The 26,427-nt window shown below is 63.8% G+C and carries 26 protein-coding genes; 16 read left to right on the forward strand and 10 right to left on the reverse strand.

The features are described from left to right. Positions 1-35 precede the first annotated feature (35 nt). On the forward strand, positions 36-836 hold the full coding sequence (locus QME24_RS04335) for an AraC family transcriptional regulator (RefSeq protein ID WP_054903866.1): 801 nt from the start codon (positions 36-38) through the stop codon (positions 834-836). A gap of 37 nt (positions 837-873) precedes the next feature. On the opposite strand, the gene QME24_RS04340 is transcribed toward QME24_RS04335, so the two are convergent. After that, complete coding sequence (locus QME24_RS04340; RefSeq protein ID WP_054903821.1) at positions 874-1,455, reverse strand: LysE family translocator; 582 nt, start codon at positions 1,453-1,455, stop codon at positions 874-876. 309 nt (positions 1,456-1,764) lie between these two features. Between QME24_RS04340 and QME24_RS04345 the strand changes: the two genes are divergently transcribed. Beyond that, positions 1,765-3,336 carry a TerC family protein gene (locus QME24_RS04345; protein ID WP_235768809.1) on the forward strand — a complete coding sequence of 524 codons (1,572 nt, stop codon included), beginning with the start codon at positions 1,765-1,767 and terminating at the stop codon, positions 3,334-3,336. Here the strand turns inward: QME24_RS04345 and rarD are convergent. Next, positions 3,299-4,186, reverse strand: a complete 888-nt coding sequence (rarD, locus tag QME24_RS04350) for an EamA family transporter RarD (RefSeq protein WP_235768810.1) — start codon at positions 4,184-4,186, stop codon at positions 3,299-3,301. The genes QME24_RS04345 and rarD overlap by 38 nt on opposite strands. A 33-nt stretch (positions 4,187-4,219) precedes the next feature. Next, entirely contained in the window at positions 4,220-5,806 is a 1,587-nt protein-coding gene (locus tag QME24_RS04355) for an EAL domain-containing protein (protein WP_280091293.1), read from the reverse strand. 311 nt (positions 5,807-6,117) lie between these two features. On the opposite strand from QME24_RS04355, the gene hppD reads away from it, so the two are divergent. Next, a complete protein-coding gene (hppD, locus tag QME24_RS04360) occupies positions 6,118-7,194 on the forward strand; it encodes a 4-hydroxyphenylpyruvate dioxygenase (protein ID WP_054903825.1) in 1,077 nt (358 codons plus the stop codon). A 22-nt stretch (positions 7,195-7,216) separates the two neighbouring features. Here the strand turns inward: hppD and QME24_RS04365 are convergent, their stop codons facing one another. Beyond that, positions 7,217-8,023 (reverse strand): CSS-motif domain-containing protein, encoded by an 807-nt coding sequence (locus QME24_RS04365; protein WP_029887132.1) that lies wholly within the window; start codon positions 8,021-8,023, stop codon positions 7,217-7,219. A gap of 240 nt (positions 8,024-8,263) precedes the next feature. On the opposite strand from QME24_RS04365, the gene QME24_RS04370 reads away from it, so the two are divergent. Beyond that, complete coding sequence (locus tag QME24_RS04370; protein WP_281690791.1) at positions 8,264-10,336, forward strand: PAS domain-containing sensor histidine kinase; 2,073 nt, start codon at positions 8,264-8,266, stop codon at positions 10,334-10,336. A 5-nt stretch (positions 10,337-10,341) separates the two neighbouring features. Here the strand turns inward: QME24_RS04370 and QME24_RS04375 are convergent, their stop codons facing one another. Together QME24_RS04375 and QME24_RS04380 are read right to left on the reverse strand one after the other, a co-directional pair. Further along, positions 10,342-11,958, reverse strand: coding sequence for an ATP-binding protein (locus QME24_RS04375; RefSeq protein ID WP_232892179.1), 1,617 nt, complete (start codon positions 11,956-11,958; stop codon positions 10,342-10,344). Between the two features lie 78 nt (positions 11,959-12,036). Further along, positions 12,037-13,092 (reverse strand): HEAT repeat domain-containing protein, encoded by a 1,056-nt coding sequence (locus tag QME24_RS04380; protein ID WP_054903828.1) that lies wholly within the window; start codon positions 13,090-13,092, stop codon positions 12,037-12,039. Positions 13,093-13,260: 168 nt separating this feature from the next. Between QME24_RS04380 and QME24_RS04385 the strand changes: the two genes are divergently transcribed. The 12 genes from QME24_RS04385 to QME24_RS04440 all read left to right on the forward strand — a co-directional run bounded on the left by QME24_RS04385 (position 13,261) and on the right by QME24_RS04440 (position 22,708). Next, positions 13,261-13,938, forward strand: a complete 678-nt coding sequence (locus QME24_RS04385) for a thermostable hemolysin (protein WP_054903829.1) — start codon at positions 13,261-13,263, stop codon at positions 13,936-13,938. After that, positions 13,928-15,379, forward strand: a complete 1,452-nt coding sequence (locus tag QME24_RS04390; protein ID WP_235768812.1) for an AMP-binding protein — start codon at positions 13,928-13,930, stop codon at positions 15,377-15,379. Before QME24_RS04385 ends, QME24_RS04390 begins: the two co-directional genes overlap by 11 nt. Before the next feature lie 8 nt (positions 15,380-15,387). Beyond that, on the forward strand, positions 15,388-16,068 hold the full coding sequence (locus QME24_RS04395) for an iron-containing redox enzyme family protein (RefSeq protein ID WP_029887138.1): 681 nt from the start codon (positions 15,388-15,390) through the stop codon (positions 16,066-16,068). Then, positions 16,055-16,861, forward strand: a complete 807-nt coding sequence (locus QME24_RS04400; RefSeq protein ID WP_054903831.1) for an SDR family oxidoreductase — start codon at positions 16,055-16,057, stop codon at positions 16,859-16,861. Before QME24_RS04395 ends, QME24_RS04400 begins: the two co-directional genes overlap by 14 nt. Next, on the forward strand, positions 16,858-17,499 hold the full coding sequence (locus tag QME24_RS04405; protein WP_235768813.1) for a hypothetical protein: 642 nt from the start codon (positions 16,858-16,860) through the stop codon (positions 17,497-17,499). The genes QME24_RS04400 and QME24_RS04405 overlap by 4 nt, the downstream gene beginning before the upstream one ends. A 2-nt stretch (positions 17,500-17,501) precedes the next feature. Continuing rightward, positions 17,502-18,164 carry a response regulator gene (locus QME24_RS04410; RefSeq protein WP_054903833.1) on the forward strand — a complete coding sequence of 221 codons (663 nt, stop codon included), beginning with the start codon at positions 17,502-17,504 and terminating at the stop codon, positions 18,162-18,164. Next, positions 18,161-19,525 carry a sensor histidine kinase gene (locus QME24_RS04415; protein WP_054903834.1) on the forward strand — a complete coding sequence of 455 codons (1,365 nt, stop codon included), beginning with the start codon at positions 18,161-18,163 and terminating at the stop codon, positions 19,523-19,525. Before QME24_RS04410 ends, QME24_RS04415 begins: the two co-directional genes overlap by 4 nt. Before the next feature lie 83 nt (positions 19,526-19,608). Then, entirely contained in the window at positions 19,609-20,151 is a 543-nt protein-coding gene (locus QME24_RS04420; protein ID WP_280091291.1) for a chalcone isomerase family protein, read from the forward strand. A gap of 1 nt (position 20,152) precedes the next feature. After that, positions 20,153-20,695 (forward strand): DUF3833 domain-containing protein, encoded by a 543-nt coding sequence (locus QME24_RS04425; RefSeq protein ID WP_029887143.1) that lies wholly within the window; start codon positions 20,153-20,155, stop codon positions 20,693-20,695. After that, complete coding sequence (locus QME24_RS04430) at positions 20,692-20,997, forward strand: DUF6482 family protein (RefSeq protein WP_054903835.1); 306 nt, start codon at positions 20,692-20,694, stop codon at positions 20,995-20,997. The genes QME24_RS04425 and QME24_RS04430 overlap by 4 nt, the downstream gene beginning before the upstream one ends. An 8-nt stretch (positions 20,998-21,005) precedes the next feature. Beyond that, positions 21,006-22,532 (forward strand): cryptochrome/photolyase family protein, encoded by a 1,527-nt coding sequence (locus tag QME24_RS04435; protein WP_260779445.1) that lies wholly within the window; start codon positions 21,006-21,008, stop codon positions 22,530-22,532. After that, positions 22,529-22,708, forward strand: a complete 180-nt coding sequence (locus QME24_RS04440) for a DUF2256 domain-containing protein (protein WP_082414515.1) — start codon at positions 22,529-22,531, stop codon at positions 22,706-22,708. Before QME24_RS04435 ends, QME24_RS04440 begins: the two co-directional genes overlap by 4 nt. Here QME24_RS04440 and QME24_RS04445 read toward each other — a convergent pair. From QME24_RS04445 to QME24_RS04460, 4 genes are read right to left on the reverse strand one after another with little or no spacing between them, the layout of a single operon-like run. Then, a complete protein-coding gene (locus tag QME24_RS04445) occupies positions 22,649-23,137 on the reverse strand; it encodes a DUF2878 domain-containing protein (RefSeq protein ID WP_280091301.1) in 489 nt (162 codons plus the stop codon). The genes QME24_RS04440 and QME24_RS04445 overlap by 60 nt on opposite strands. After that, complete coding sequence (locus QME24_RS04450) at positions 23,137-24,399, reverse strand: cyclopropane-fatty-acyl-phospholipid synthase family protein (protein ID WP_280091290.1); 1,263 nt, start codon at positions 24,397-24,399, stop codon at positions 23,137-23,139. The genes QME24_RS04445 and QME24_RS04450 overlap by 1 nt, the downstream gene beginning before the upstream one ends. Then, positions 24,374-25,183 carry a DUF1365 domain-containing protein gene (locus QME24_RS04455; protein WP_054903837.1) on the reverse strand — a complete coding sequence of 270 codons (810 nt, stop codon included), beginning with the start codon at positions 25,181-25,183 and terminating at the stop codon, positions 24,374-24,376. The genes QME24_RS04450 and QME24_RS04455 overlap by 26 nt, the downstream gene beginning before the upstream one ends. After that, positions 25,180-26,427, reverse strand: a complete 1,248-nt coding sequence (locus QME24_RS04460) for an FAD-dependent oxidoreductase (protein ID WP_009685535.1) — start codon at positions 26,425-26,427, stop codon at positions 25,180-25,182. Before QME24_RS04460 ends, QME24_RS04455 begins: the two co-directional genes overlap by 4 nt.

A 26,427-nucleotide genomic window follows, 5' to 3' on the forward strand; every position in this document is an offset into this window, starting at 1 on the left:
TGTAGTATCCAGGCACACGGCAACTGGGGATGGCAATGATCGAGGTATCACGGTTCTGGCGCGACCCTGCGCTACCCTTTGTCGAGGCCCGCAAGGTAGGCGACGGGCGCCAGGTGTGCTATGCCGCGCATTCCCACGAAAGCTTTTCCATTGGGGTGATCACCGGTGGGCGCAGCACCTACCTCAATGGCGATCAGCGCCATGAGGTTGCGGCGGGCACTACCGTCCTGATGAACCCTGGGGTCGTGCATACCTGCAACCCGATTGCAGGGGAGCCGTGGTCCTATCTGATGCTGTTCGTCGACTGGCCGTGGCTGCAGGCGCTGGGGTTCACCTTGCCGGTGCAGACACTCAGCACCTCTGCCGTGCTGTACCAGCGGCTGTTGCAGGCTTTTGCCGAGCTGTTCGATGCCAGTGTGCCGGACCGCGAGGCGCGCCTGGCCACGCTGTTCCGCGAATTGCCCGCCCTGCTGCAGGGCAGTGCGCAGGCCGCCGAAGTGCGTAACCCACGGCTGGAGGCCGCAGCCGCGTTCATCCGTGCCCATCGCTGCGATGCACTGCGGCTTGAGGATATCTGTGCTGCCTGTGGCCTTTCGCGTTCCTACCTGATCCGCGCGTTTGGCCAGCATTTCGGGCTGACCCCCCACGGCTATCTGCTCGACCAGCGCGTGCAACTGGCGCGGGCGCAGCTGCGCCAAGGGCGGGCTATCGCCGAGGTGGCACAAGCAGCCGGTTTCGCCGACCAGGCGCACTTGCAGCGCGCCTTCAAGCAGCACCTGGCGGCAACACCGGGGCATTACCGCAATGCTGGCGCCAAAGCGTGCACGCCTGCCTAGGCAGCGCCTGCCGCCAAAGGCGGCGGCTGGGCCGGCTTCAGATCGCCAGGTAAAGCGCACTGCCGACCAGCAGCACGGACAACCCTCGGTTGAGCAGGCGCATATGCCGCGGGTTGCCCAGGTACTGGCGGATAACGCTGCCGGCCCAGGCCCAGCACGCTACCGAAACGAAACAGATAGGCCCGTAGATCCAGGTGAACAGCCACAGCAGCTGCTGCTCGCCGCCCGTGTAGGCGCCAACCCCGGCCACCGCTGCCAACCAGGCCTTGGGGTTGAGCCACTGCATGGCGGCGCCGTGCCAGGCCGACGGTGCCTGCTCGGGGTGCGTGCTGCTCAGCTCGCCGCTGTCACTGGCCAGTTTCCATGCCATGTACAGCAGAAACGCCACACCGCCCCAGTGCAACAGCAGCCCCAGCACCGGCCAGCGCACCAGCAGTTGGTGCAGGCCCAGGCCGACCAGCACCAGCAACACACAGAAGCCCAGCGTGGCGCCGGTCACATGGCCCAGGCTGGCCCGCAGGCCATGGCGGGCACCGCTGCCGAGCGCGACGATGTTGACCGGGCCGGGGGAGATGGAGGCCGCCAGTGCGAAGGCGGCCATGGAGAGGGACAAGCTCATGAAGGAGATCCATTTTGTTGTGAGGCGGCTATGCTGGCCGGTCGCGGGGTGGGGTGTATTGAACAAAAGTACCCGCACCAGGCGACCCGTCGAAATGCGCGCCCAGCGGCCGGCCTCATTCCGCCCGCCGGTCTGTTACAGGTTTTGTAATAGTTTTACGCTGTCGGACAATCCTGATGTCCTTGTAGCATCATTCTCCCTAATTGTTATCAAGGTCTATATGAGCACCTTCGCGGAGCCCCCCAGTTCGTGGCCGTCCTGGCCAAACCTTCCCCGTCCTCGTGACGCTGCCCTCGTGAGTACCCGCTAATGGAATGGCTAGCCGATCCTACGGCCTGGCTAGGCCTGTTGACGCTTATCGTCCTCGAGCTGGTGCTGGGTATCGACAACCTGGTGTTCATCGCCATCCTGGCGGACAAGCTGCCCCCGCATCAACGCGACCGTGCCCGGGTCATTGGTCTGAGCCTGGCGCTGATCATGCGTCTGGGCCTGCTGGCCAGCATTTCCTGGATGGTCACCCTCACGGCACCGCTGTTCGAGGTGTTCGGCAAGAGCTTCTCTGGCCGTGACCTGATCATGCTGTTCGGTGGTGTGTTCCTGTTGTTCAAGGCCACCATGGAGTTGCATGAACGCCTGGAAGGGCATGTGACCCAAGCCAGCGGCACCTTGCGTCATGCTGCGTTCTGGCCAATCGTCGCGCAAATCGTGGTGCTGGATGCGGTGTTCTCGCTGGACGCCGTGATCACTGCGGTGGGTATGGTCGAGCACCTGTCGGTGATGATGATCGCGGTGATTTTCTCGATCGGCATCATGATCGTTGCCAGCAAGCCGCTGACCCGCTTCGTCAACGCCCACCCCACGGTAATCATGCTGTGCCTGGGCTTCCTGATGATGATCGGTTTCAGCCTGACCGCCGAAGGCCTGGGCTTCCACATACCCAAAGGCTATCTGTACGCGGCCATTGGCTTCTCGATCCTGATCGAGCTGTTCAACCAGCTGGCGCGCGCCCGGCGCAAGCGCAGCCTGCAGCAGCACAAGCCGCTGCGTGAGCGCACTGCGCATGCCGTGCTGCGCCTGCTGGGCGGCCGCCGCGTCGAAGCTGACGAGGTGGGCGAGGAAATCGCCGACCTGGTCGAGGGTGGCGAAGAACAGGTGCTGTTCGACCGCCGTGAGCGGGTGATGATCAGCGGCGTGCTGAACCTGGCCGAGCGGCCGATTCGCACGGTGATGACCGCACGTACCGAGGTCGATGTGATTGACCTGGCGCAGCCGCCCGAGGCCATTGCCCAGGCCTTGGCCAACTCGCCGTATTCGCGCCTGCCGCTGATACGCGGCGGCCGAATCGACGAGCCTTTGGGCTTCGTGCACAAGAAAGAGCTGCTCAAGGAGCTGCTGTCGGGTAACCAGCCCGACTTGGAAGGCATGGCCCGGGTACCGCTGAACCTGCTGGAAAGTTTCAGTATCCTCAACGCCCTGGAGCAGATGCGCGCCCAGTCCACGCACATTGCCTTCGTGGTCAACGAGTTCGGTGACTTCACCGGCCTGCTGACCATGACCGACATCCTGGAGTCGATCGCTGGCGAATTGCCGGATGCCAGCGAGGTTGACGGCCCTGGCATCGTGGAGGAAGGTGAGGGTTTCGTAGTCAGTGGTGCCTTGAACCTCAGCCAGGTGCAGGCGCGTACCGGCTTCAGCGCCCGGGCCACCGAGGACTATCAGACCCTCGCCGGGCTGGTGATGAGCCTGCTCGACCGCCTGCCAATGGTGGGTGATCAGCTGTGTTGCAATGGCTGGACGTTGACCGTGGAGGCGATCGAAGAACGGCGGGTAAGGCAGGTGCGCCTTACACCGAACGGCGACGCTGACGCAGCAGGTGCTTGACGCCTTCGAGCACTAGCACCAGCACGGCGGCCCAGATCGGCAGGTATGTCAACCACTGGTCTGGGCCGATGGTTTCGCCCAGCAGCAACGCCACGCCCACCAGCAGCACGGGCTCGACGTAGCTGAGCAGGCCGAACAGGCTGAACGGCAACAAGCGGCTGGCCAGCACGTAGGCGATCAGGGCGCAGGCGCTGATCGCCCCCAGCAGCGGAATCAGCGCATACAACCCTGGGTGCGCCTGCAGGTCAGCGCTGGAAAGCGGTCCCTGCATCACGAAATACAGCGCCCAGGGCAGCAGCAGGCACATGTCGCACCACAGGCCACCGAGGTGGTCGGTGCCGCAGCGCCGGCGCAGTACGAAGTAGACGGGGTAGCCGGTCACCACCACCAGGGTTTCCCAGGCGAAACTGCCATGCTGGTAGAGTTCGTGGCCCACACCCAGTGCGGCGCAGGCCACGGCCACTGCCTGCAGGCGTGACAGGCGCTCGCCGTACACCAGCCGCCCGGTCAGGACCATGGCCAGTGGCAGCAGGAAGTAGCCCATCGACACTTCCAGGCTGCGCCCGTGCAGGGGCGCCCACAGGAACAGCCACAATTGCACCCCCATCAGCCACGAAGTGCCGAGCATGCCGAGCAGTAGCACCGGCGTGCGGCGCACGCGCCCCAGCAACTGGCCGACGCGTTTCCAGTCTTTCGAAACCAGCATGAACAAGGTCAGGCAGGGCAGGGTCAGCAGCGTGCGCCAGCCGAATATCTCTTCGCCATCGAGTGGCCTGAGTAACGAGGTATAGAAGTACATCACGGCGAACATGCAGGACGCCACGACGGATGAAACAATGCCTTTTGACACGAATGCCTCGAATACAGGAGTGGAGCGGTTAGGTCAGCCGCCAATGATCTCAGGGGGCGCGGCTTGCGGCAACCGCGAGGCGCCGGGGCGGGTGGCCAGCGCTTCGAGAAACTGCTCTGCAGGCATGGGCCTGGCGAACAGGTAGCCTTGCTGATAGTCCACGCCATGGCGAGCCAGGTAATCGCGCTGCGTTTCGGTTTCCACGCCTTCGGCGACAATGCCCAGGCCCAGTTTGGCTGACAATTCGATGATGGTTTCCAGGATATGCACCGACAGCGCATCGGCACCGATCATGGCCACGAAGCGCTGGTCGATCTTCAGGTAATCGACCTTGAACTGAAGCAGGTAGTTGAGGCTGGACTGGCCGGTACCAAAGTCGTCCAGTGCGATCTTCACCCCCATGGCATCGAGCTTTTCGAACAGCTCGAGCGCCACGGGCGTGGGTTCGATGAGCTTGCGCTCGGTCAGCTCCAGGGTCAGCACCACCCGGCCTGGGGGAAAGTGCTGCAGGAACGTGCGGCATTCCTCCAGCAAGGTCAGGTCGCGGCAGTGGTCGGCCGTGATGTTGATGCCGACGTGGAAGCCGTCCTCCAGCAGCGTTGCATAGGGCGCCAGGGCTTGCGCAGTGTGCATCATCAGTGCCCGGGTCATGGCCACGATCTGCCCGCTGTGCTCTGCGTAGGGGATGAACAGGTCTGGGCGTACCAGCCCCTCTTGAGGGTGGTTCCAGCGCATCAACACTTCGACGCCGGCCCAGCGGTAATCACCCTTGCGTACCACCGGCTGGAAGTACGGCAGGAATTCGTCGGCCTCCAGCGCCCGCCTCAGCTCGGCGCGGGGTGAGTTGGCGCGGCGCACCTGCCAGTGGCATACCAGGCCGGCGATCACGCCCAGCACCAGCAGCATGCCGAGCAGGGCAGGGTAATGGCTGCGCCACAGGCGGCTTTGCTCGGCGGCGCTGTACCCGCCCTGTACGCTCAGCGGATAACGCGTGGAGGCCAGCAGCACATTGGCGTGATCAGCGACCGGCGGCTGGCCATGGTGCACGATGCCGTCCTTGCCCATCCAGGCGTAGCCGACGCGGATATACAGCGCTTCGTCGGCGCCTATCAGGCGCAGCGCCGTCAGCAGGTGATCGCCGTCGACCGTGCTGATCGCACCGTGGTCCCCTTGGCTGGCCCTGTACACCAACAGTGGGTGGCCGGGGGTGATCGAGTTGCCATCCATCAGCCACAGTTTGCCATCGACATAGTCGGCGGGGTTGACTGGCTCATCGAATGCGCCGAACAGCGACGTGCAAAAAATGCTGTTGTGCCTGAACAGGTTGGTGGAGCGCACGAAGGCATTGCGCGTGACCTGGGTGCGCAGCAGCAACTGGGCTTGCTCGCAGGGGACATCGGTGTGCGCCAGCAAGCTGTCGGCGGCGCTCGACAGGTTGTCGAGGATGTGTTCGATATGGCCGAGCACGTGCTGCGTGGTGGCGTGGCTGCTGGCCTGCATTTCCCGTTCGATCTGCCAGCTCATGATCGCCAGGCCGCTCACTACCGGCACCATGCCGACCACCAGCGGTAGCAGGGTGCGCCGACTGAAGACGCTGCGGTGTTTGGCTGTAAGGGGCATGCTGGGTGGCTACGTTGAAGGGCTACGCTGAAGGGTCAACAGAGCATAGCCGTTAGTCGGGCAGAGGCCTTAACAAAAACGCGACAAAGGGATTTACGCAATGTAGAATCGGTTTACGAATAAAACAATAAGATCCTTCAGTTCCGAAGGATCAAGCCCGCCGAGAATGGGTCCATATGACATACCATGGGTTCAAGCTGATCATAGGTGACTTCCTCGCCCGCAGCGTGCGAGGGATCCCGTGCTCCCCGCCATTTCTGTTCCGCATCCCAAGCAATCATTAATTTTTAGCTGCAGATGAGGACACGAACATGGCAGATATCTTTGAAAATCCAATGGGCCTGATGGGCTTTGAATTCATCGAACTGGCGGCCCCGGCCCCTGGCGTGCTGGAGCCGGTATTCCAGATGCTGGGCTTCACCAAGGTCGCGACCCACCGCTCCAAGAATGTGCACCTGTATCGGCAGGGTGGCATCAACCTGATTCTGAACAACGAACCCAGAAGCATCGCGTCGTATTTTGCCGCGGAACATGGCCCATCGGTATGTGGCATGGCCTTCCGTGTGCGCAATGCCCATGAGGCCTATGCCCGTGCGCTGGAACTGGGCGCGCAGCCGGTAGAAATCGAAACCGGCCCGATGGAACTGCGCCTGCCGGCGATCAAGGGCATTGGCGGTGCGCCACTGTACCTGATTGACCGTTTCGAGGAAGGTAGCTCGATCTACGACATCGACTTCAAATTCATCGAGGGTGTCGACCGCCACCCGGTCGGTGCCGGCCTCAAGGTCATCGACCACCTCACCCACAACGTTTACCGTGGGCGCATGGCCTACTGGGCGGGCTTCTACGAGAAGCTGTTCAACTTCCGTGAAATCCGCTACTTCGACATCAAGGGTGAGTACACCGGCCTGACCTCCAAGGCGATGACCGCCCCGGATGGCATGATCCGCATTCCGCTCAACGAAGAGTCGTCCAAGGGCGCCGGGCAGATCGAGGAGTTCCTGATGCAGTTCAACGGTGAGGGCATCCAGCACGTTGCCTTCCTGACCGATGACCTGCTCAAGACCTGGGACGCGCTGAAGGGGTTCGGCATGCGCTTCATGACGGCGCCGCCACAAACCTATTACGAAATGCTCGAAGAGCGCCTGCCCGGCCATGGCGAGCCGGTCGATCAGTTGCAGGCGCGGGGTATCCTGCTCGATGGTGCCTCGCAGCCGGAAGACAAGCGCCTGCTGCTGCAGATTTTCTCGGAAACCCTGCTCGGGCCGGTGTTCTTCGAGTTCATCCAGCGTAAAGGCGACGACGGGTTTGGTGAAGGCAACTTCAAGGCCCTGTTCGAATCCATCGAGCGTGACCAGGTGCGTCGCGGCGTGCTGAGCACCGACTGACACGCTGGTAGTGGCGCCGCCGTCATGTCCCTTCGGCGGCGCGGCTACGCCTGTTCGCGCGCCCTTTCATCAGCGCCAGGAAAACCACCGAGGCGGTCAGAACCCCCACCAGTAGCAAGGAGGGCAGGGTCTGGCGCATCGACTGGCGAATCTCCCGCGCGGTGAAACCTTCGGCATAGCCGCCTACGACCCGATAGCCGTATTTCTGCGAAAGCATGCTGGTCGAAAACTCGTCCTGCGAGGGGCGTGCGCCGGCGCGGCTGTCGCCGCCACTCCACAGGTAGCGGTCGTCGAATTCCAGCAGCAGCGTCAACCCGTCCTGGAAAGCGTCCAGCTCGCTGCGAAGCTGGGAGGCATACGCCGTGACAATGACACCCTGGTTATTGTCGGCCGTATACAGGTTCACCAGCAGTTTGCGGCGGGTGTCTGCGAGCCCATAGGAAATCTCGACCTGGCGGCCAGACGTGGCAAATGCGGTCAAATCCTCCAGCGGGTCCGGCGTGGTACTGCAATAGGCCTGCTCGTCCTCTACCAGCGTGAGGGACCTGAGCATGGACAGGCTGGTGACATGATCCTGCAAGGTGTTCAGGGCGCTGGCACAAGGCTGCCCGGCCAGCGGTAGTGAACGCAACGCGGTTTCCTGCATGCGGTTGAATGCCTGATCGACACTGTAAACCGCTTCCTTCACGGAAACAGCCGCATTCTCCGCAAGTTTCGTTTGCAGTTGCAGGATCATCACCAGCAACCCGGATACCACGGGTACCAGCCCCACCACGATCAGCAACAGCAACTCCAGCATGCTACGCCCGGCGTTGACGATGTACGACATAGACCTATTGCGCTCCGCTGCAACGCTGTTCCAGTTGAACAGCCGAGCCCAAAGCCTAGGTCTTCGATGGTCGTTCGGCTGTAGGCCGAAGAAAGCGCGCGTGACAGTAATTGCGCAAACCTGCGTAAGCCCTATCGGCCTGCCAGCCGGGCCAGCACCTTGAACTCCGCCATGGTGGGCCGAACGTGCTGTGCTACCTTCAATAGCATTACCCCCAGCCCCCTTGGCCATGCTGGAGCCATGACATTGGTCACCAAAAAATCATCACTTGGCCTTGAGCCACAGATCCGCCTTCACCCGCCTGCTGCCGCAGCCCGCAGGCCGGTTGACGACCGCATCGTGCAGCTGGACTGGAGCCGCACCTCGCTAGGGCCGCTGCCGCGCTGGCCGGCTTCGTTGCGCATCGCGGTGGATATGATGCACCTGTCGCCGTTCCCCTGTGCCGTGGTTTGGGGGCCAGACCTGACGGTGGTGCACAATGATGCCTACCGTGCATTGCGCGGCGGCGCTGCGGATGGGCTCGGCCAGGCGTTCGACACGCTGTGGCGCGAAATCTGGCCGACAGTGGGGCCGTGGGTTTTCAAGGCCCTGGAAGGGCAGTCGAACTTTGTCGAGGACCCTCCCTTGCGCATCGGCAGTGACCCGTGCGGCGAGCCACTGTGGTGCGCATTCGGTTACGCGCCCCTGCACGATGAGCAAGGCAATGTCGCGGGCTTTCTGCACACGGTGATCGAGACCACTGCCAGCGTCGAGGCACACCGGCATTGGCGCGAGCAGGCGCAAGGCTTCGAGCAGCAGATCGAGCGGCATGTGCTGGAGCACGAGCAGATCTGGCAGATGTCACGCGATGCGATGATGAGGGTTACCCCGGAGCTGAAGGTGCATGCCGCCAACCCCGCCTGGCACCAGGTGCTGGGTTGGGACGAACAGCAGATCCAGGGGGTGTCGGTACTGGAACTGGTGCACCCGGCAGATCGGACCGAGGTGCAGGTGGTGGTGTCGGCGTTACTGCAAGCCAGCAGCGCAGACCCGATCGAGACCCGCTTGCGGCACCGCGATGGGCATTACCATACCTTCCGCTGGAGCGCGCGCTTCGATGGGCGCTTGCTCACCGTAGTCGGCCAGGATATCAGTGAGGACCGCGAGGAGGCAGCGCGCCAGTCCGAAGCGCTGATGCGCAACACTGAACGGATGGAAGTCGTGGGGCAACTGGCCGGGGGCATGGGCCATGAGTTGAATAACCTGCTGTCTGGTATCGGCGGTAGCCTTGAGCTGCTCCAGCGCCGCCTCCAGGAGGGGCGCCCGGAGCGGATCGGTGCTTATGTGGATGTTGCCCGCGATTCGGTGATGCGGGCCATGGAGCTGACCCACCGTTTGCTGGCCTTTTCCCGCCACCAACCCTTGGCGCCGAAGCCGCTGGATTTCAACCGGCAGTTGCGCCTGTGCGAGCCGTTGTTGCGCAGGACCTTGGGTCCGGAGTTGTGCTTGCACTGGCAACTGGACGTCGCCCCGTGGGTGGTCAACCTGGATGTCACCCAGCTCGAAAATGCATTGATCAACCTGTGTACCAACGCCCGCGAGGCGTGCCTGGAGCGGGGCAATGTCACGATCCGCAGCGTCAACGAACGCTTGATCGCGGCGTTCCCGGACGAGAACGGGCTGCCGCCGGGTGACTATGTGGCCTTGCATGTCGAGGACGATGGCCACGGCATGTCGGCTGCGGAAATCGCCAAGGCGTTCGAGCCTTTTTTCACCACCAAGCCCATCGGCCGTGGCTCCGGCCTGGGGCTGTCGATGGTCTACGGTTTTGTCGGCCAGTCGGGGGGCTATGCGTGGATCGAGTCTGCGCCGAACCAGGGGACCAAGGTGTCGATGTTGTTCCCCAGAACGTTCGAGCCGCTTCCTGATGAGTGCAAACCGGTGCAAAGTACGCAACGCATGGCCCAGGGTGAGCGGCTGCTGCTGGTGGATGACGAACTCAATCTGCGCGCGGTGATGCGTGAATACCTGGTTGAGCGCGGTTTCCAGGTGGTTGACGCAAGCGACGCCAATACCGCATTGGAGCGGTTTCGCCATGACGGTCCGTTCGACCTGGTGATCACCGATATCGGTTTGCCGGGAGGCTTCAGCGGGCGCCAGGTGGCCAAGGCCATGCGCATGCAACTGCCGCAGCAGAACATCCTGTTCATCACGGGCTATGCGGGGCAACCGGTGGAGCCCCAGTTGCTCGAACAGCCTGGCACAGCGTTGATGAACAAGCCGTTTTCGCTGGCAGACCTGGCAGACCAGGCGTTGCGCATGCTTGAACAGTGAGCCCCTCAGGGTTGGCCAAGGATCATGGCCACCTGTTCCTGCAGCTGTCGCAGTTCGAATGGCTTGCAGATCAGGTGCATATCGCACCCCAGAAAGCCCTCGCGCGCCATCGCGGTTTCCGCGTAGCCGGTAATGAACAGCACCGGTAACCGGGGGCGCAAGCTACGTGCAATCTCCGCCAGTTGCCGACCGTTCATGCCGGGTAAACCTACGTCGCTGATCAGCAGGTCGATGGGTTGCGAGGCGCGTAGCACCTCAAGCCCCTCCTCGGCGTTGGCCGCACTCAGGCACGTGAAGCCATTGTCACGCAGGGCCTGGCACAGCAGTTCGCGAACATGCAGGTCGTCCTCGACCAACAGCACCCGGTGGCCGTGTGTGGCTTGCGCAGTTACCAACGGTTGGGCGGGCGAGGGTGCCTGGTCGATGTGACGCGGCAGGTACAGGTCTACCCGCGTGCCCTTGCCAATTTGGCTGTGCAGGGTGACATGGCCATGGGATTGCTTGCTGAACCCGTACACCATCGACAAGCCCAGGCCGATGCCTTGGCTGGTCGCTTTGGTGCTGAAGAAGGGTTCGAATGCGTGCTCCAGTGTACTTGGCGCCATGCCCTGGCCGTTATCGATCACGCTCAGGCGCAGGTAATCGCCGGCGGTCAGGGGGCCATCGGCCATGGGGCTGCTGTAGATAGGCTGATTGGTTGCCTCGATCCGCAGCAGGCCACCGCTGGGCATGGCTTCACAGGCATTGAGGATCAGATTGTCGAGGGCCTCGCGCAACTGCTGGTCGTCAGCTTCCGCGTTCCACAGGCCTTTGGCGATGCTCACCTGCAACTTTATCGCAGGCTTGAGTTGAGCCTTCAGCTGCTTGGTCTGCAACAGGGTGTGCAGGTTGACGCATCGGCTGTGCAACGACTGCCTACATGAGAAGGCCAGCAGACGATGGGTCAGGCGGGCGGCGCGTGACACCGCTTCGCGGCCCAGGCGCAACACGCCGTCCAGGCCGTCGGCGCGGCCTTGCTTGAGGCGCCGGTCTATCAGCTCGAAACTGCCGCCAATACTGGTGAGCAGGTTGTTGAAATCGTGGGCCACGCCGCCAGCGAGTTGGCCGATAGCTTCCATCTTGCGCGCCTGGAAGCGGGCCTGGGCGTAGCGCTCCGCCGGCTCATCAGGCTGGGCGAGCCCGTTATCCAGCCGCTGCTGCAGGTTTTTGAGCTGGTCGCGGGTCAGGTATTGCCGACGCCTGTGGCGCAGCGCGGACTGGGTCATGTGCAGCAGTTGGTCGTCGCAGAAAGGGGGCACCAGCAGGATAAGGTTGCCGACCGGGTGATTGTGCACGCGGCTGGCCGACCATGCACCCTGGGTCACCAGCACGATGGGCAGATCCGACCAGTGCGGTTGCTGGTCGATAAAGGCCTGCAGCAGGGCACTAGGGCCTGCGTTGAACACCTGCTCGGCGATGATCGCCAGGCCGGCGCCTTCTGCCAGGCGCGCATGCAGGTGCGCCAGGTCGGTGGCACACAGGCAATTGATGCCGGCCGCCGACAGCAGGTGCGAGGTTTGCGCCGCCAACGGCGGTGGGGCGAGGATCAACGCACGTTCATCCAGCGCCAACGAACTGGCCAAGGCAATTCTCCTGCAGAGTGGCCTGATAACCACTGGACCCTGGGCACGGGCTCAGGGTTCAACAGGTTTCAGGCAGACCTAGAGGCCTTGCTGCAGGGCGGGGTCATCCGGGTTTTGCTGCTCCAGCTCGGCCAGCAGCACCTGCACGTTCTGAAGTTGGCCGGATTCTTTCCAGTACTGGATCAGCAACACCCGCGCGCGACGGTTGGCCGGTTGCTGGCTGAGCACGGTTTCCAGCTGCTTCTGCGCCGCATCAAGTTGCTCAAGCGCATGCAGGGTCACCGCCAGGGTATAGCGGTAATCGACGTTGTCCGGGTCCAGTTCAACCGCGCGGGACAGTGCCAGCAAGGCGTACTCACGTTGCTGGTGGCGGATCAGCCAGCGCCCCAGCTGGTATTGCAGGAAGGCCGAGTCCGGGCTCAGGGCCAATGCCTTGCCGAGCACCTGGCGTGAGGCATCGTGTTGGCCTTGACGTTCCAGCAGGCGCACCTGGGTGGCTAGCGCATCGAGGTTGCCTGGGGCGACGGTCAGTGCACGTTGCAGGGCTACCGCAGCTTGGGTGTAGTCATTTTCGTGCATGTACAAGCGCGCCAGGTGCACTTGCGCGTCTGCTTCCTCGGGTTGTTGCGCCAGCGCTTGCTGGTATTGCTCCAGGGCCGCCTGCAGCGGGCCGAAATACAGGCCTATGTCATCCGGGGAAAGGCCAAGCAAGGCGTCCACGGCAGCGAAGCGCACGCTTTGGTCGTCATCGTCCAGCAGCGGGCCAAGCACCAGGCTGCGCTGCGCCGCAGGCAGCAGCCGGCGGATACCTGCGATGGCGGCACGGCGCACCAGTGGCTCGGCGTGTTCCAGGTCTTGCCGGGCGATTTTCAAGGCCAGTGGCGAAGGGTAGTTGGGCAGCTCGGCGTACAGGGCTGCGCGCCGGATCGCGGGCAAGTCGGTGCGTTGCAACTGCTGGTAAAGCACCCTGGCAGCGCCAGGCCGACCGTCGTGGGCCTGGCGCAGGGCCTTGGCATAGCTATGCGCCGGCAAGGTCGGCTGGGCTGACGGAGTATCGCGCCACAGGTACCCGAACAGGGCCGATACCAGGATCAACAGCAGCACGGCGATCAGGTAGCGGTTGCGTCTGGGCATCGGGGGGTCCATGGCGGCAAGAAGGGCTGAGCTTGGGCCAGGCGGTAGATAAAAGCAACGGCTTGGCTATCGACCGTTCGGTTTCCGGGCGTTTGTTCTGCCGGCTTCAGATTCCCTTCAGATTCGTCACTGATACTTCGCCCAACCCATTAATCAGGGGGGAGTCCCATGACCCATACCCTTTGGAGCCACCTGCTCCCATTGCCGATAGGCACCCATGCAGCGCATCACGGCTGTTTGTCCCTGCACCTGCCGGACGACCCTGACCGGGAGGCGCTCGAGCAGTTCATTCATCGCTGTTTCGCTGAAGTTCACCACGCCGATGTACACCATTACCTGCCCGAGTTGCTGGCCTTGCGTGATAGCCACGGGCACTTGATCGCGGCGGCGGGTCTGCGCCCGGCCAGCAGTGGGCCGCTGTTTCTCGAGCGTTACCTGGACGTGCCCCTGGAAACCGCGGTTGCCCGCCTGACCAGCCTGCCCGTTGCCCGCGAGTGCATGGTCGAGGTCGGCAACCTGGCGTCGCTGAGCGCTGGCAGCGCACGCATCATGATCACCGCCGTGACCTGGCTGCTTGCCACCCGTGGGCTGAAGTGGGTGGCGTTCACCGGTGCCTCCACCTTGATCAACAGTTTCCAGCGCCTGGGCCTGGCACCTACCGTGCTGGCGCAGGCCGACCCGGCACGCCTGGACGAGCCCGTTGCGCAATGGGGCAGCTATTACGCCCAGCATCCGCAGGTGTACGCGGGTGAAATCGGCCAAGGCTTCGACTTGCTGCGTAGCGCTGGTGTGTTTCGCCGCCTGGGCTTTCCGGTGCTGGACGAGGAGACCGGCCATGCCGCTTGAACTTGAACGTTTCTGGCAGGCATTGCTGGCCCATGGTGACGCGCCCGCGCTGGAAGGGGCCAGTGCACGCTACACCTACAAGCAGCTGCTTGCCGAGGTGCTACAGCGTGCCGAGGCCCTGCGCCAGCGTCAGGCCGGTGTGCTGGTGCTGGGGCTGGATAACGGTCCCGAACTGCTGTTGTGGGACCTGGCCGCGCTGGTCTCGGGGCGCGCCTGCGTGACGGTGCCCACCTTCTTCAGCCCAACCCAGTTGGAGCATTGCCTGCAACAGAGCGGGGCCAGCCTGGTGCTCGGCCCGCCCACCTGGGAGAGCTTGCTCGGGCGGTTGGGTTTCGTCGACCAGCAAGGCTTCTGGTCGCGGCCAGCGCTGCCTGCGGTGGCCCTGCCTGAAGGTACCGCCAAGGTCACCTACACCTCTGGCAGTACCGGCAACCCCAAAGGCGTGTGCCTGAGCGCGCAGGCCATGTTGCGGGTCGCACACGAACTGGAACAGGCCAGCCGGCCTACGCAGCCTCGGCGCTACCTCGCTGTGCTTCCGCTGGGCGTGTTGCTGGAGAACCTGGGCGTTTACGCCGCCTTGCTGGCAGGGGCCAGTGTCATGCTGTACCCACAGGCCCAGCTGGGCATGGGGGGGGCCAGCCAGGTCGATTTCAAGCGGCTGCTCGGGGCCATCGCCTTGAGCGGCGCACAAAGCCTGATTCTGGTTCCGCAACTGCTGCTGGGGCTGGTCACGGCAATCGAGCGCGGGCTGATGGGGGTTGGCATGCTGCGTTTCGTTGCGGTGGGTGGCGCCCGTGTGGCGCCCAGCCTGCTGGCGCGGGCCGAGGCCGTAGGCTTGCCGGTATTCGAGGGCTACGGGCTGTCGGAATGTGCCTCTGTGGTGGCGCTGAACCGCCCCGGTGCGGTGCGCCCGGGCAGTGTCGGCCGGCCATTGCCGCATGTGCAGGTGCGTATTGCCGAAGACGGTGAAGTGCTGGTTGCCGGGACCCTGCTGCTTGGCTATCTGGGCGACACGCCCAGCCAAACCGCGTGGTGGGCCACCGGCGACCTGGGCTTTTTCGATGATGAAGGCTACCTGCACCTGAACGGGCGCAAGAAACACCAGTTCATCACCAGCTTCGGGCGCAACGTCAACCCTGAATGGGTAGAAGCCGAGCTGACCCAGAGCGGGGTGATCGCCCAGGCGTTCGTTCATGGCGAGGGCATGCCGCGCAACGTGGCGTTGCTCTGGCCGCTCGCCCCGGGCACCACGGACGCGGCTATCGAGCAGGCCGTGCAGCACAGTAATGCCAGTTTGCCCGACTACGCCAGGGTGCATGCCTGGCGGCGTTTGCCAGCGCCATTCTCGGTCGCCGAGCACACCCTGACCGCCAATGGCCGCCCACGCCGTGAGGCGATCCTGCAGCGTTATCAATCCTTGTTGTCCGACATTCCGTCATGAGGTCTACCATGTCATTTTTCGACACCCTGCAGCTGCAAACCAGCCACGAACGTCAGGCTTTGTTCGCGGTGCCGGTCATTCGCGAGGCGCTGGCCGGCCAGGTAAGCCGGGCCAGTTACATCGCCTTCCTCACCCAGGCCTATTACCACGTGCGCCATACCGTGCCGCTGATGATGGCGTGCGGCGCTCGGCTGCCGGCGCGGCTGGAGTGGTTGCGCGGCGCGGTGTGCGAGTACATCCAGGAGGAGTACGGCCACGAGCAGTGGATCCTCAACGATATCAAGGCCTGTGGCGGTGACTGGGAGGCGGTACGCGACGGCCGGCCTGCCTTGCCCATCGAGTTGATGGTTGCCTATCTGTACGACCTTATCGCACGGGGCAACCCGGTGGGGTTGTTCGGCATGGTCAACGTGCTGGAGGGCACCAGCATCGCCCTGGCCACCCATGCTGCCGGGGCGATCCAGAGCACCCTCGGGTTGCCCAACCAGGCCTTCAGCTACCTCAGTTCCCACGGCGCGCTGGACCAGGACCACATGGTCACCTACAAAAGCCTGATGGATCGGCTGGACGACGTGGCCGACCAGCAGGCGGTGCTGCACGCCGCCAAGGTGGTGTACCAGCTGTATACCGCCATGTTCGAAGGTTTGCCACGCACTGAGCATGCCGAGGTGCAGCATGCGCTTGCATGAGTCGGTGGTGGTGCTGACCGGGGCCAGTGGCGGCATCGGCCTGGAACTGGCCGAGCAATTGTGTGCAGCCGGTGCCCGGGTCCTGGCGGTAAGCCGGCACATGGGCAAGCTGGCGGGGCTGATGAACCGCTACCCTGAGCGCCTGCGTTGGCAAACGGCCGACCTGCGTACGCCGACCGGGCGTGAACAGGTGGTCAGCCGCGCCCGTGAAATGGGCGGGGTCAATGTGCTGATCAATGCCGCCGGTGTGAACCGTTTTGCCTTGCTGGACCAGCTGGACGAGTACGCGCTGGATGAATTGCTCGACATCAACATCAAGGCGCCCCTGCATCTGACCCGTGCCTGCCTGCCCCTGCTGCGCGAGCAACCCAAGGCGCTGGTGGTGAATGTCGGTTCCACTTACGGCTCGATCGGCTACCCCGGCTACGCCACCTACTGTGCCAGCAAGTTCGCCCTGCGCGGTTTTTCCGAGGCGTTGCGCCGTGAGTTGGCCGATACCACGGTGAATGTGCTGTATGCCGCCCCGCGGGCCACCCGCACCACCATGAACAGCAGCGCCGCCACCGCGCTCAACCAGGCGCTGAAGGTCGGCATGGACGACCCGGCCGATGTCGCCCGCGCCGTGCTCGTAGCCGTCCAGTCGGAGCGCAGCGAGCTGTACCTGGGGTGGCCGGAAAAGCTCTTCGTACGCATCAACGGCATGTTGCCAGGGGTGGTCGACCGTGCCCTGCGCAAGCAATTGCCTGTCATTCGCCGCTACATTGGCGGCCATATCAAGGAGTCGAGCAAATGAAGCGACTGGCCTTCGTCAGCCTGCTGGCGTTCACCCCGTTCACCTGGGCACTGGATCCAGCCGGAAACCAGCAGCTCAGCGCGCTGCAACAGCGTTGGGCACAAATCCAGTATCAGACGCCCAAGGCCCAGCGTGCCGATGCTTTCGAGAAGTTGTCCGGTGAGGCGGCGGCATTCGTCAGGCAGCACCCCGGCACCCCCGAGCCGCTGATCTGGGAAGGCATCATCAACAGCAGCTGGGCTGGCGCCGTGGGTGGGCTCGGTGCGCTGGGCAAGGTCAAGTCAGCCAAGGCCAGCCTGGAGCAGGCCATCAAGCTGGACCCTGATGCCCTGCAGGGCTCGGCCTATACCAGCCTTGGCACGCTTTACGACCAGGTGCCGGGCTGGCCGATAGGGTTCGGTGACGGCGACAAGGCGGACAAGCTGTTGCGCGAAGCCCTGAAGATCAACCCCAACGGCATCGACAGCAACTATTTCTGGGCCGACCACTTGTACCGGCAAAAGCGCTACGCTGAAGCCACTGCTGCCTTGCAAAAGGCCATGCAGGCGCCGCCGCGGCCGGGGCGTGAGCTGGCGGACCAAGGCCGGCGGGCGGATATCGCGGCTTTACTCAAGGCAATCAAGGACAAACAGGACTGAACATGCGGCTACTGCTGGTTGAGGACGATACCGCACTGGGGGAGGGGATCTGCGATGGCTTGCGCCAGGAGGGTTATACACTCGACTGGTTGCGCGACGGCCAGAATGGGGTGCACGCGCTGCTGCATGAAACATTCGACCTGGCCATCCTGGACCTGGGCTTGCCGCGCCTGGATGGCATCGAGGTACTGCGGCGCGTGAGAGGCGCTGGCAATAGCTTGCCGGTACTGATCCTCACCGCGCGGGACGCCCTGGATGATCGCATCGCCGGGCTGGATGCTGGCGCTGACGACTACCTGATCAAGCCGTTCGACCTCAACGAGCTGAAGGCCCGCTTGCGGGCTTTGCTCAGGCGCAGCGCCGGGCGTGCCAAAGTATTGATCGAGCATGCGGGGGTCATGCTCGACCCCGCTACCCAGCAGGTGCATTACCAAGGGCTGGAAGTGATATTGACCCCCAAGGAGTACCGCTTGCTGCATGAATTGCTGGCCCAGCCGGGCAAGGTGTTCACCCGTGAACGCCTGACCCAGCTGCTGTATGGCTGGGATGAAGAGCCCGAGAGCAATACCCTGGAAGTGCACATCTACCACCTGCGCAAAAAGCTCAACAACGGCCTGATCCGCACGGTGCGGGGCATTGGCTACCTGGTCGAGGGCAAGGCATGACCTCGTTGCGGCGAAGGACGTTGTGGCGGGTCATGCTGCTGTTGCTGCTGGGGACAGGCCTGCTGACGTTGTACAACTATCATGACAGTCGCCATGAGATCAACGAAGTGTACGACGCCCACCTGGCGCAGAATGCCCGCCTGCTGCAGGGGGTCATGAGCCTGCCGGTCCAGGGCGGCTCGCGCGAGGCCATGTACCAGGCGTTCAACGACGCCTTGGCCCAGGCCGGCCACCACCGGGTTGGCCACCCCTACGAGAGCAAGCTGGCATTCCAGGTATGGGGTGAGGGGGGCGTCTTGCTGGTGCATACACCCAGTGCCCCGCAGCTGTCGCTGCCGCCGTCCGAACCCGGGTTCTACGACTTTTCCAGTGGTGACCGGCAATGGCGCGGCTTCGTGTTACCGGTGCCGGAAAAGCACTGGGTCATCTGGGTGGGTGAACGCGATGATGTGCGCTACGACCTGATCGACCGGATCGTGCGCCATACCTTGTTCCCCTTCCTGCTCGGCAGCCTGGCCCTGGTGTTGCTGGTATGGGTCGCGATCGGCTGGGGGCTGCGCCCCTTGCAGAACATGGCCACGGTCATTCGCGCGCGCCACGCCGATTCACTCGAACCCTTGCGCCTGGCGCCATTGCCCTCGGAGCTGGAACCCATGCAAGCGGCCATCAACCGCCTGCTGGCGCAGATCGAAGACATGCTGCGGCGCGAGCACCGCTTCATTGCCGACGCCGCCCATGAAATGCGCACGCCGCTGGCGGTGTTGCGCCTGCATGCCCAGAACGCACTCGAGGCCGCGAGCGAGGCCGAACGGCGCAAGGCGCTGGGCTTTCTGATTGGCGGTGTGGACCGGCTGACCCGGGTGGTCAACCAGTTGCTGACCCTGGCCCGTGTCGAGCCGCGCCTGGGCCAGCACGCCGCGGTCAAGGTCGACCTGGGTGAGGTGGTCACCGACACCATGGCCGAGCTGACTCCCTGGATACTCGACCGCGGCCTGGAGCCATCGCTGGATATCGGTGAGGGTGATCACCACCTGGGCATCGACGCCGGTGCGTTGACCATCGCGTTCCAGAACCTGGTTTCCAACGCCGTCGAGCACTCGCCCCCGGGAGGGCGCATCAGCGTACTGCTCAGGCGCCGGGAAAACCGTTTCGAGCTGATCGTGGAGGATGAAGGCCCAGGTATCGAGCCGGCTGACATAGCGCGCGTGTTCGAGCGCTTCTACAGCCGTAACAGCCCCAACGGTGCCGGGCTGGGGCTGTCCATTGTCGCCACCATCATTGACCGCCTGGGCGGGCATGTTCACCTTGAGAACCGACCGAGCGGGGGCTTGGCAGCAACCCTGCGGTTGCCTTTTAACTGATACAAAAAGCTGTACATTGAGGGTGACAAACCTGTACAAGATGCTATGTTTGTACAATATTAGTCATGGCAGCCGAGGCCAGCATGGCAGTCCCAGCCCGATTCACATCCCTGTGTCTGTTGCTGACCGCTCTGGCCACGGCGGCTGTGGCGGACTGGCGCTCGGATGTGCCGGCCGCACAACGGCTGGGAGAAGGCGATTTCAGCTGGTGGGGCCTGCGTTTGTACAGTGCGCGGCTGTGGGCTGCCGGCCCCGTGCAGCGCTGGGATGAGCCGTTCGCGCTGGAGCTGCGTTACCACCGCTCGCTGTCGAGAGACACTTTGGTCGAAGCCAGCCTTGCAGAAATGCGCAGGCTCGACGGGGGCAGCATGACGGCGCAACGCAGCGCGCAACTGACCGCGCTGCTGCAACAGGCATTCGTTGACGTGCACCCTGGCATGCGCATCACGGGTGTTTACCTGCCGGGCCAAGGCTGCCGTTTTTACGTTGACGGCAAACTCAGCCGCGAAATCACCGACCCTGTCTTTGCCCGGGCATTCTTCGCCATCTGGCTCGGCCCGAATGCCAGGGACCCACAATTACGGCAGCGCTTGCTTGGGCTGGCCGGCACCGATGGAGAGCCGTGACATGAACGTTGGCAAAGCGCTGTTACTGGTTGGCTGCCTGCTGTTGGGCAGTTGCGGCAACGTGGGGGTCGAGCATTATGCCGGTGAGCAACCCAAGCTCGACCTGGCGGCGTTCTTCTCCCGGCCGGTTCAGGCCTGGGGCATGTTCCAGAAGCGTTCCGGCGAGGTGGTCAAGCGGTTTCATGTGCGCATTGACAGCCGCCGGGAAGGTGAGCGGCTGATTCTCGACGAGCACTTCGTGTACAGCGACGGCACGCGCCAGCAGCGCACTTGGACCTTGGTGCCGGACGGGCCTGGGCGCTGGCGGGGCACGGCCGGCGACGTGATCGGCGAGGCCCGCGGCGAAGTGGCGGGCAATGCGCTGCGCTGGCGTTACCGGCTGGACTTGCCGGTGGACGGCAAGCACTGGGAGGTGGACCTGGACGACTGGATGTACCTGATGGATGACGACACGCTGATCAACCGCTCGAGCATGAGCAAACTAGGTGTGGAGATCGGCCAGATCACGCTGTTCTTCCGCCGCCTGCCGGAGGCTACGCCATGAACCTGAATGCATTGGCCCAGCACGTGGATGCTGGCGAAATCGAAGAGCTTGAAGTGCTGTCGCTGGAAGGCGGCTTCTACGTTTTGCGTGCCATCACCGCAACCGGCCCGGTTACCCTGAGCGATGCACAAGGGCAGCCTGTGCGGCTGCGCTCCACAACCGAACTGCGCGATTTGCTGGCCGACATGGCCGAGGTGCCATGCGTGCTGGTGCAGCAGTCGGTGCATGATGAGATGTGCGGGCAACGTGACGGCCCCATTGTACCGTTGCGGGTGCCGATTACCCTGGCCAGCCAGTGGTAGGCCGCCCCGTGCGCCTGGGCCTGGTGCTGGGTGACCAGTTGTCGCTGGAGCTGCCAAGCCTGAAGGCACTGAACCCTGCCCAGGACGCTATCCTGATGGCAGAGGTGGAGGGCGAAGCGCGCTATGTGCCCCATCACCCGCAAAAGATCGTGCTCGTTTTCAGCGCCATGCGCCACTTTGCCCAGGCGCTGCGCGAGCGCGGCTGGCAAGTGCACTACGTACCGATCGATGACAGCGACAACAGCGGCACCATCGTCGGTGAGCTGCGCCGCTGGCGAGAACGGCTTGGCGCGGCGCAGATCGACCTCACCGAATGTGGCGAGTGGCGGCTCGAGCACGCGTTGCGCGAGTCCGGGCTGCCCTTGACGTGGCACCGCGACACCCGCTTTCTGTGCTCGCGTGAGGCCTTCGCGCGCTGGGCCGAGGGTCGCCGGCAACTGCGCATGGAGCATTTCTATCGCGGTATGCGCAAGCGGTGCGGCCTGCTGCTGGAGCCCGATGGCAGCCCTGCCGGGGGCACTTGGAACTTCGACAGTGAAAACCGTAAACCACTGCCTCGCTACCTGGGCGCTCCGTTCGCGGCGCGCTTTACGCCCGATGCCATTACCCTGGCGGTGATGGCGCTGGTACGCCAGCGCTTCGGCGACCACTACGGCGAGATAGACGGGTTCGAGTACCCCGTCACCCATCAGCAGGCGCTTGAACTGTGGCAGCACTTTCTCGACTTCGGTCTGGCGGCATTCGGTGACTACCAGGACGCCATGGCCGAAGGTGAGCCGTATCTTTTCCATTCACGCATCAGCGCGGCCCTGAACATCGGCTTGCTCGATGTGCGGCAGTTGTGCGAAGACGTGCAACAGGCCTGGCGCGAAGGCAGGGTGCCGCTGAACGCCGCCGAAGGCTTCATCCGCCAACTGATCGGTTGGCGTGAATATGTCCGCGGCGTGTATTGGCTGCGCATGCCCGACTACGCCACATTGAACCACTTCGGCAACGCCCGCGCCTTGCCCGAGTTCTACTGGACCGGTAACACCCGCATGCGCTGCATGGCGCAAGCGATAGGGCAAACGCTGCGGCTTGGGTACGCGCACCACGTGCAGCGGCTGATGGTGACCGGCAACTTTGCGCTGTTGGCAGGCATCGCGCCTGCCGCCATCTGTGAATGGTACCTGGCGGTTTACATCGATGCGTTCGACTGGGTCGAACTGCCCAACACGCTTGGCATGGTGATGCATGCCGACGGTGGCTACCTGGGCTCCAAACCGTATTGCGCCAGCGGGCGCTACATCCAGCGGATGTCCGACCACTGCAAGGCCTGCAGCTATCGGGTAGACAAGGTGGTGGAAGCCGATGCCTGCCCGTTCAATGCGCTGTACTGGCATTTTCTTATGCGCCACCGTCAACGCCTGTCGGCCAACCCGCGCCTGGCAATGGTCTACCGCAACCTCGACCGCATGGCTGCCGCGCGCCGTGATGGTGTGTGGCAACGTGGAGAGCAGTTGCTCGCCGAGCTGGATGCAGGCAGGCCGCTGTGAAGAAGCAAAACCTGCCAAGCAAGCTGTGCGTGGTGTGTGGCCGGCCATTCGCCTGGCGCAAGCGCTGGGCGCGTTGCTGGGACGAGGTGCGTTATTGTTCCGAGCGCTGTCGCCGATCAGCGCCACGCGGCCAGGCGCACCAGCAAGGGCAGGGCCAAGGCCCAGATCGGCACTAGAATCAGGGTGGTTGCCAAAGGCCCCAGGGGCAGCGTGACATCGGCCAGCCTCGCGCCGCCCAGATACGCCAGGGGGCCGGCAACCGCGCCGACCACGGCACCGCGCAAAAACGGCCGGCCTGCCCAGGCCAGGCTATGGCGCAAACCGCTGGCCAGCACCAACCACATCGATGCCAGCCACAAGGGTAACGGCCAGGCATGAAAATCAAATACGCCAAAACTGCCTAGCAGGCTGTCCAGCAGGCAGCCAATCAGGGTTACGCGTAACAGCGCCCAAGCTTCTGCCCGCGGCTGTGTGCATGTCCACAGGTGTAGCGCCAGGCCCACAGGTACCAGCACCGGCACCCAAGGTGTGCTGGCGCCCCATATGCACAACCACCAGCCCAATTGCAGCCACAGCGCATTGGCAACCTGGCCGCGGGTAACCATCACGCTGGTACAGGCAGCGGCGCGCGACGCGCGTTCGGCGCCGCCCACAACAGCTGCGCCACGCCAATGGCACGCTCCTCGAAACCGCCCTGGCAGTAGCACAGATAAAACTCCCACAGGCGCTGGAACGTCTCGTCATAACCCAACGCCGCGAGCGCGGCGCGCGACTGCTTCAGATTGTCGTGCCAGTGCCGCAGCGTCAGAGCATAGTCGACACCGAAATCCTCCATGTGAACCAGGTTCAGCGCTGTCTGGCGGCTGGCCGTATCGACCAGCACGCTGAGCGAGGGCAGGGCGCCGCCGGGGAAAATATAGCGCTGGATGAAGTCCACCGAGCGCCGTGCCTGAGCATAGCGCTGGTCGCGAATGGTGATCGCCTGGATCAGCATCAGGCCATCGGGCTTGAGCAACGCTCCACACTGGCGGAAGTACGTGGGCAGGTAGCGGTGGCCTACAGCCTCGATCATCTCGATCGACACCAGCTTGTCGAATGTGCCGCGCAGGTCTCGGTAGTCCTCCTGCAGCACCGTGATCTGCCGCTCCAGCCCCAGGTCTTTGACCCGTTGCAGGGTATGGCTGTATTGCGCCTGGGACAGGGTGGTGGTGGTGACCCGGCAACCATGATGGCTGGCCGCATGGATGGCAAGGCTGCCCCAGCCAGTGCCGATCTCCAGCAGGTGGTCTTCCGGGCCCAGTTCAAGCTTTTCGCAGATGCGTTGCAGCTTGCGAAGCTGGGCGTGTTCAAGGGGTTGGTCGGGGTGCTCGAACTGGGCAGCCGAGTACATCATGGTCGGGTCCAGCAGCTGTTCGAACAATGCGTTGCCCAAGTCATAATGGGCCAGTATGTTGCGTCGCGCACCGCGCCTGCTGTTGCGGTTGAGCCGGTGCAGCAGGCGCAGGGCAGGCCGGCCCAACCGCGCCAGGCCCCCTTCGAGGGCGTCGAGCACCTCGAGGTTGGCGACGAACAACCGCGTGACCAGTGCCAGGTCCGGGCTGCGCCAGTAACCATGGATATAGCCCTCACCGGCACCGATCGAACCATTGCTCGCCAGCAGGTTCCAGGCAGCATCATCGAGAATTTCCACCTCCGCCTGCAGGGCACTGGCGGCATCACCGAAGGCCCATTGTTGACCATGGCAGAGCACACGCAGGTGGCCATGGCGCAACTTGCCCAGTTGTGCCAGCACAGCGTTGCGCGCCAGCGCCCCCAACCAAGGGGCGATGCCTGCTGACTTGCTAACGCTCAGGGTGGGATTGGACATGATCGGAGTCCTCGCAAGGTTGGCCAAGTGCCAGGTCGCCCTGGCTGGCGGTGTGGTCGTGAATAGGCGTGCGCTTGCAGAACAGGCGCAGGGCTTGCCAGTAGATGCCCGTCAGGGTGCGCAGGCTCATCCAGGGGAAGGCTAGGATGTAGCGGTGCAAGGCGGGACGGTCCAAGGGTTGGCGCCGTAGTGCCAGGTCGGCTTCGAAGACCTTGTGGCCGCTTTGCCAGTTTTCCATGTGGATGCGCACCCGGCTCTCGTCGAGGTGGAAGCGCAAGCGGTAGTCCATGTCCAGCGGCATGAACGGCGACACGTGAAAGGCCTTGTTCACCGCGAACGGCTGCGCCAGCCCGCCCTGTACGGGCAGCACATAGTGGAAGCGCTCTCGCCAAGGGGTGTTGCGTACTTCCAGCAGGATTGCCGCCAGGTGCCCATCGCGGTCGTGGCAGAAGTAGAAACTCACCGGGTTGAACGCCAGTCCCCAGCAACGCAGCTGGGTCAGCAGGCGTACCGGCCCTTCCGGCACCTGGCCCGTGGCTCGGCCCACCAACCGCCGCGCGGCGCCGGCCAGCGATTGCCCTTGGCCGGTAAAGGCCGGCAGGTAATCGGTTTCACGGAAGCTCAGCGGCGCCAGGCGCGAGCGCCGTAACCAGCGCGACAGGGTCATCAGCCAGGCTTGCTCGTCCAGGTCCAGGTAGAACATGCCGACTTGGTAGCGGAAGGCGTGCGGCCGCGGGCTCAGGCGCCGGTGGCTGAGCCAGCCCAGGCACAGACCGCTGTTCATAGCTGTTCCCCGAAATGGCTGGCCACCTGCAGCGCGCTGGTGACGCCGTCCTCGTGAAAGCCGTTGCCCCAGTAGGCCCCGCAGAAATAGCTGTGCTGACCGCCTTGCAGCTGCGCATGCCGGGCCTGTGCGGCCAGCGCCGCCAGGCTGTATTGCGGGTGGGCGTAACTGAAGCGGGCGATGATCTGGGCGGGGTCGATCAGGGCGGTCTGGTTCAGGCTCACGCAGAACGTCACCGGCGCCTGCAGGCCTTGCAGGATATTCATGTTGTAGGTCAGCGCGGCCGGTGCCTGACCGTCGCCGGCCAGGCGGTAGTTCCAACTGGCCCAGGCTTTGCGCCGGCGGGGCAGCAGGCGGGTGTCGGTGTGCAGCACCACATCATTGTCGGCGTAGCCGATGGCGCCCAGTACTGCCTGCTCCTGTGTACTCGGTGCCTGCAGCAGGGCAAGGGCCTGGTCGCTGTGACAGGCGAATACCACTTTGTCGAAGCGCTCGGTGCCGGCAGCGCTGTGCAGGGTCACCCCATCCTGGTCTCGGTCGACCCGGTGAACCTTGCAGTCAAGCCGTACCTGTTCGGCAAACCGCCGGCTCAGCGGGCCGATATAGCTGCGTGAACCACCTTCTATCACCCGCCATTGCGGCCGCTTATTGACCGACAGCAGGCCGTGGTTGCGGCAAAAGCGCACGAAGAACTGCAACGGAAAAGCCAGCATGTCGGCCCGGGACATCGACCAGATCGCCGAGCCCATGGGCACCACGTAGTGATCGACAAAACGTTGCCCGTAGCCTTGCGCCTGAAGATAGCTGCCCAGCGTGGTGTGATCGTCTATTCGCCCTGCATCCAGGTCGGCGATAGCCTGCCGGTTGAAGCGCAGGATTTCGCGCAGCATCCCCCAGAAACCCGGTGACAGCAGGTTGCTGCGTTGTGCGAACAGGGTGTCGAGGCTATGACCGTTGTATTCCAGGCCGCTGAGCGGGTCGTTTACGGAGAAGCTCATCTGCGTGGGTTGTGAGCCCACATCCAGTTGCTCGAGCAAACGAATGAAGTTCGGGTAGGTCCAGTCGTTGAACACGATGAAGCCAGTATCGATGGCATAGCGCTCGCCTGCCCAGTCCACGTCCACGGTGTGGGTGTGGCCGCCGACCCAGCTCGCGGCTTCGAACACCGTGACCGCGTGGCGACGGGAGAGCAGGTAGGCACAGGTGAGGCCGGCAATGCCGCTTCCAATAATGGCGATGCGCAT

The sequence above is a fragment of the Pseudomonas sp. PARCl1 genome, from assembly GCF_947311875.1.
Classification (GTDB): Bacteria; Pseudomonadota; Gammaproteobacteria; order Pseudomonadales; family Pseudomonadaceae; genus Aquipseudomonas; species Aquipseudomonas juntendi.

Coding starts and splice junctions, on each gene's coding strand:
- QME24_RS04425 (WP_029887143.1), top strand. CDS start 20,153: ATGAACGTTGGCAAAGCGCTGTTACTGGTTGGCTGCCTGCTGTTGGGC.
- QME24_RS04400 (WP_054903831.1), top strand. CDS start 16,055: ATGCGCTTGCATGAGTCGGTGGTGGTGCTGACCGGGGCCAGTGGCGGC.
- QME24_RS04405 (WP_235768813.1), top strand. CDS start 16,858: ATGAAGCGACTGGCCTTCGTCAGCCTGCTGGCGTTCACCCCGTTCACC.
- QME24_RS04355 (WP_280091293.1), bottom strand. CDS start 5,806: ATGCCCCTTACAGCCAAACACCGCAGCGTCTTCAGTCGGCGCACCCTG.
- QME24_RS04420 (WP_280091291.1), top strand. CDS start 19,609: ATGGCAGTCCCAGCCCGATTCACATCCCTGTGTCTGTTGCTGACCGCT.
- QME24_RS04460 (WP_009685535.1), bottom strand. CDS start 26,427: ATGCGCATCGCCATTATTGGAAGCGGCATTGCCGGCCTCACCTGTGCC.
- QME24_RS04390 (WP_235768812.1), top strand. CDS start 13,928: ATGCCGCTTGAACTTGAACGTTTCTGGCAGGCATTGCTGGCCCATGGT.
- QME24_RS04345 (WP_235768809.1), top strand. CDS start 1,765: ATGGAATGGCTAGCCGATCCTACGGCCTGGCTAGGCCTGTTGACGCTT.
- QME24_RS04335 (WP_054903866.1), top strand. CDS start 36: ATGATCGAGGTATCACGGTTCTGGCGCGACCCTGCGCTACCCTTTGTC.
- QME24_RS04395 (WP_029887138.1), top strand. CDS start 15,388: ATGTCATTTTTCGACACCCTGCAGCTGCAAACCAGCCACGAACGTCAG.
- QME24_RS04450 (WP_280091290.1), bottom strand. CDS start 24,399: ATGTCCAATCCCACCCTGAGCGTTAGCAAGTCAGCAGGCATCGCCCCT.
- QME24_RS04410 (WP_054903833.1), top strand. CDS start 17,502: ATGCGGCTACTGCTGGTTGAGGACGATACCGCACTGGGGGAGGGGATC.
- QME24_RS04415 (WP_054903834.1), top strand. CDS start 18,161: ATGACCTCGTTGCGGCGAAGGACGTTGTGGCGGGTCATGCTGCTGTTG.
- QME24_RS04385 (WP_054903829.1), top strand. CDS start 13,261: ATGACCCATACCCTTTGGAGCCACCTGCTCCCATTGCCGATAGGCACC.
- QME24_RS04430 (WP_054903835.1), top strand. CDS start 20,692: ATGAACCTGAATGCATTGGCCCAGCACGTGGATGCTGGCGAAATCGAA.
- QME24_RS04370 (WP_281690791.1), top strand. CDS start 8,264: ATGACATTGGTCACCAAAAAATCATCACTTGGCCTTGAGCCACAGATC.
- QME24_RS04455 (WP_054903837.1), bottom strand. CDS start 25,183: ATGAACAGCGGTCTGTGCCTGGGCTGGCTCAGCCACCGGCGCCTGAGC.
- QME24_RS04380 (WP_054903828.1), bottom strand. CDS start 13,092: ATGCCCAGACGCAACCGCTACCTGATCGCCGTGCTGCTGTTGATCCTG.
- QME24_RS04445 (WP_280091301.1), bottom strand. CDS start 23,137: ATGGTTACCCGCGGCCAGGTTGCCAATGCGCTGTGGCTGCAATTGGGC.
- hppD (WP_054903825.1), top strand. CDS start 6,118: ATGGCAGATATCTTTGAAAATCCAATGGGCCTGATGGGCTTTGAATTC.
- QME24_RS04365 (WP_029887132.1), bottom strand. CDS start 8,023: ATGTCGTACATCGTCAACGCCGGGCGTAGCATGCTGGAGTTGCTGTTG.
- QME24_RS04340 (WP_054903821.1), bottom strand. CDS start 1,455: ATGAGCTTGTCCCTCTCCATGGCCGCCTTCGCACTGGCGGCCTCCATC.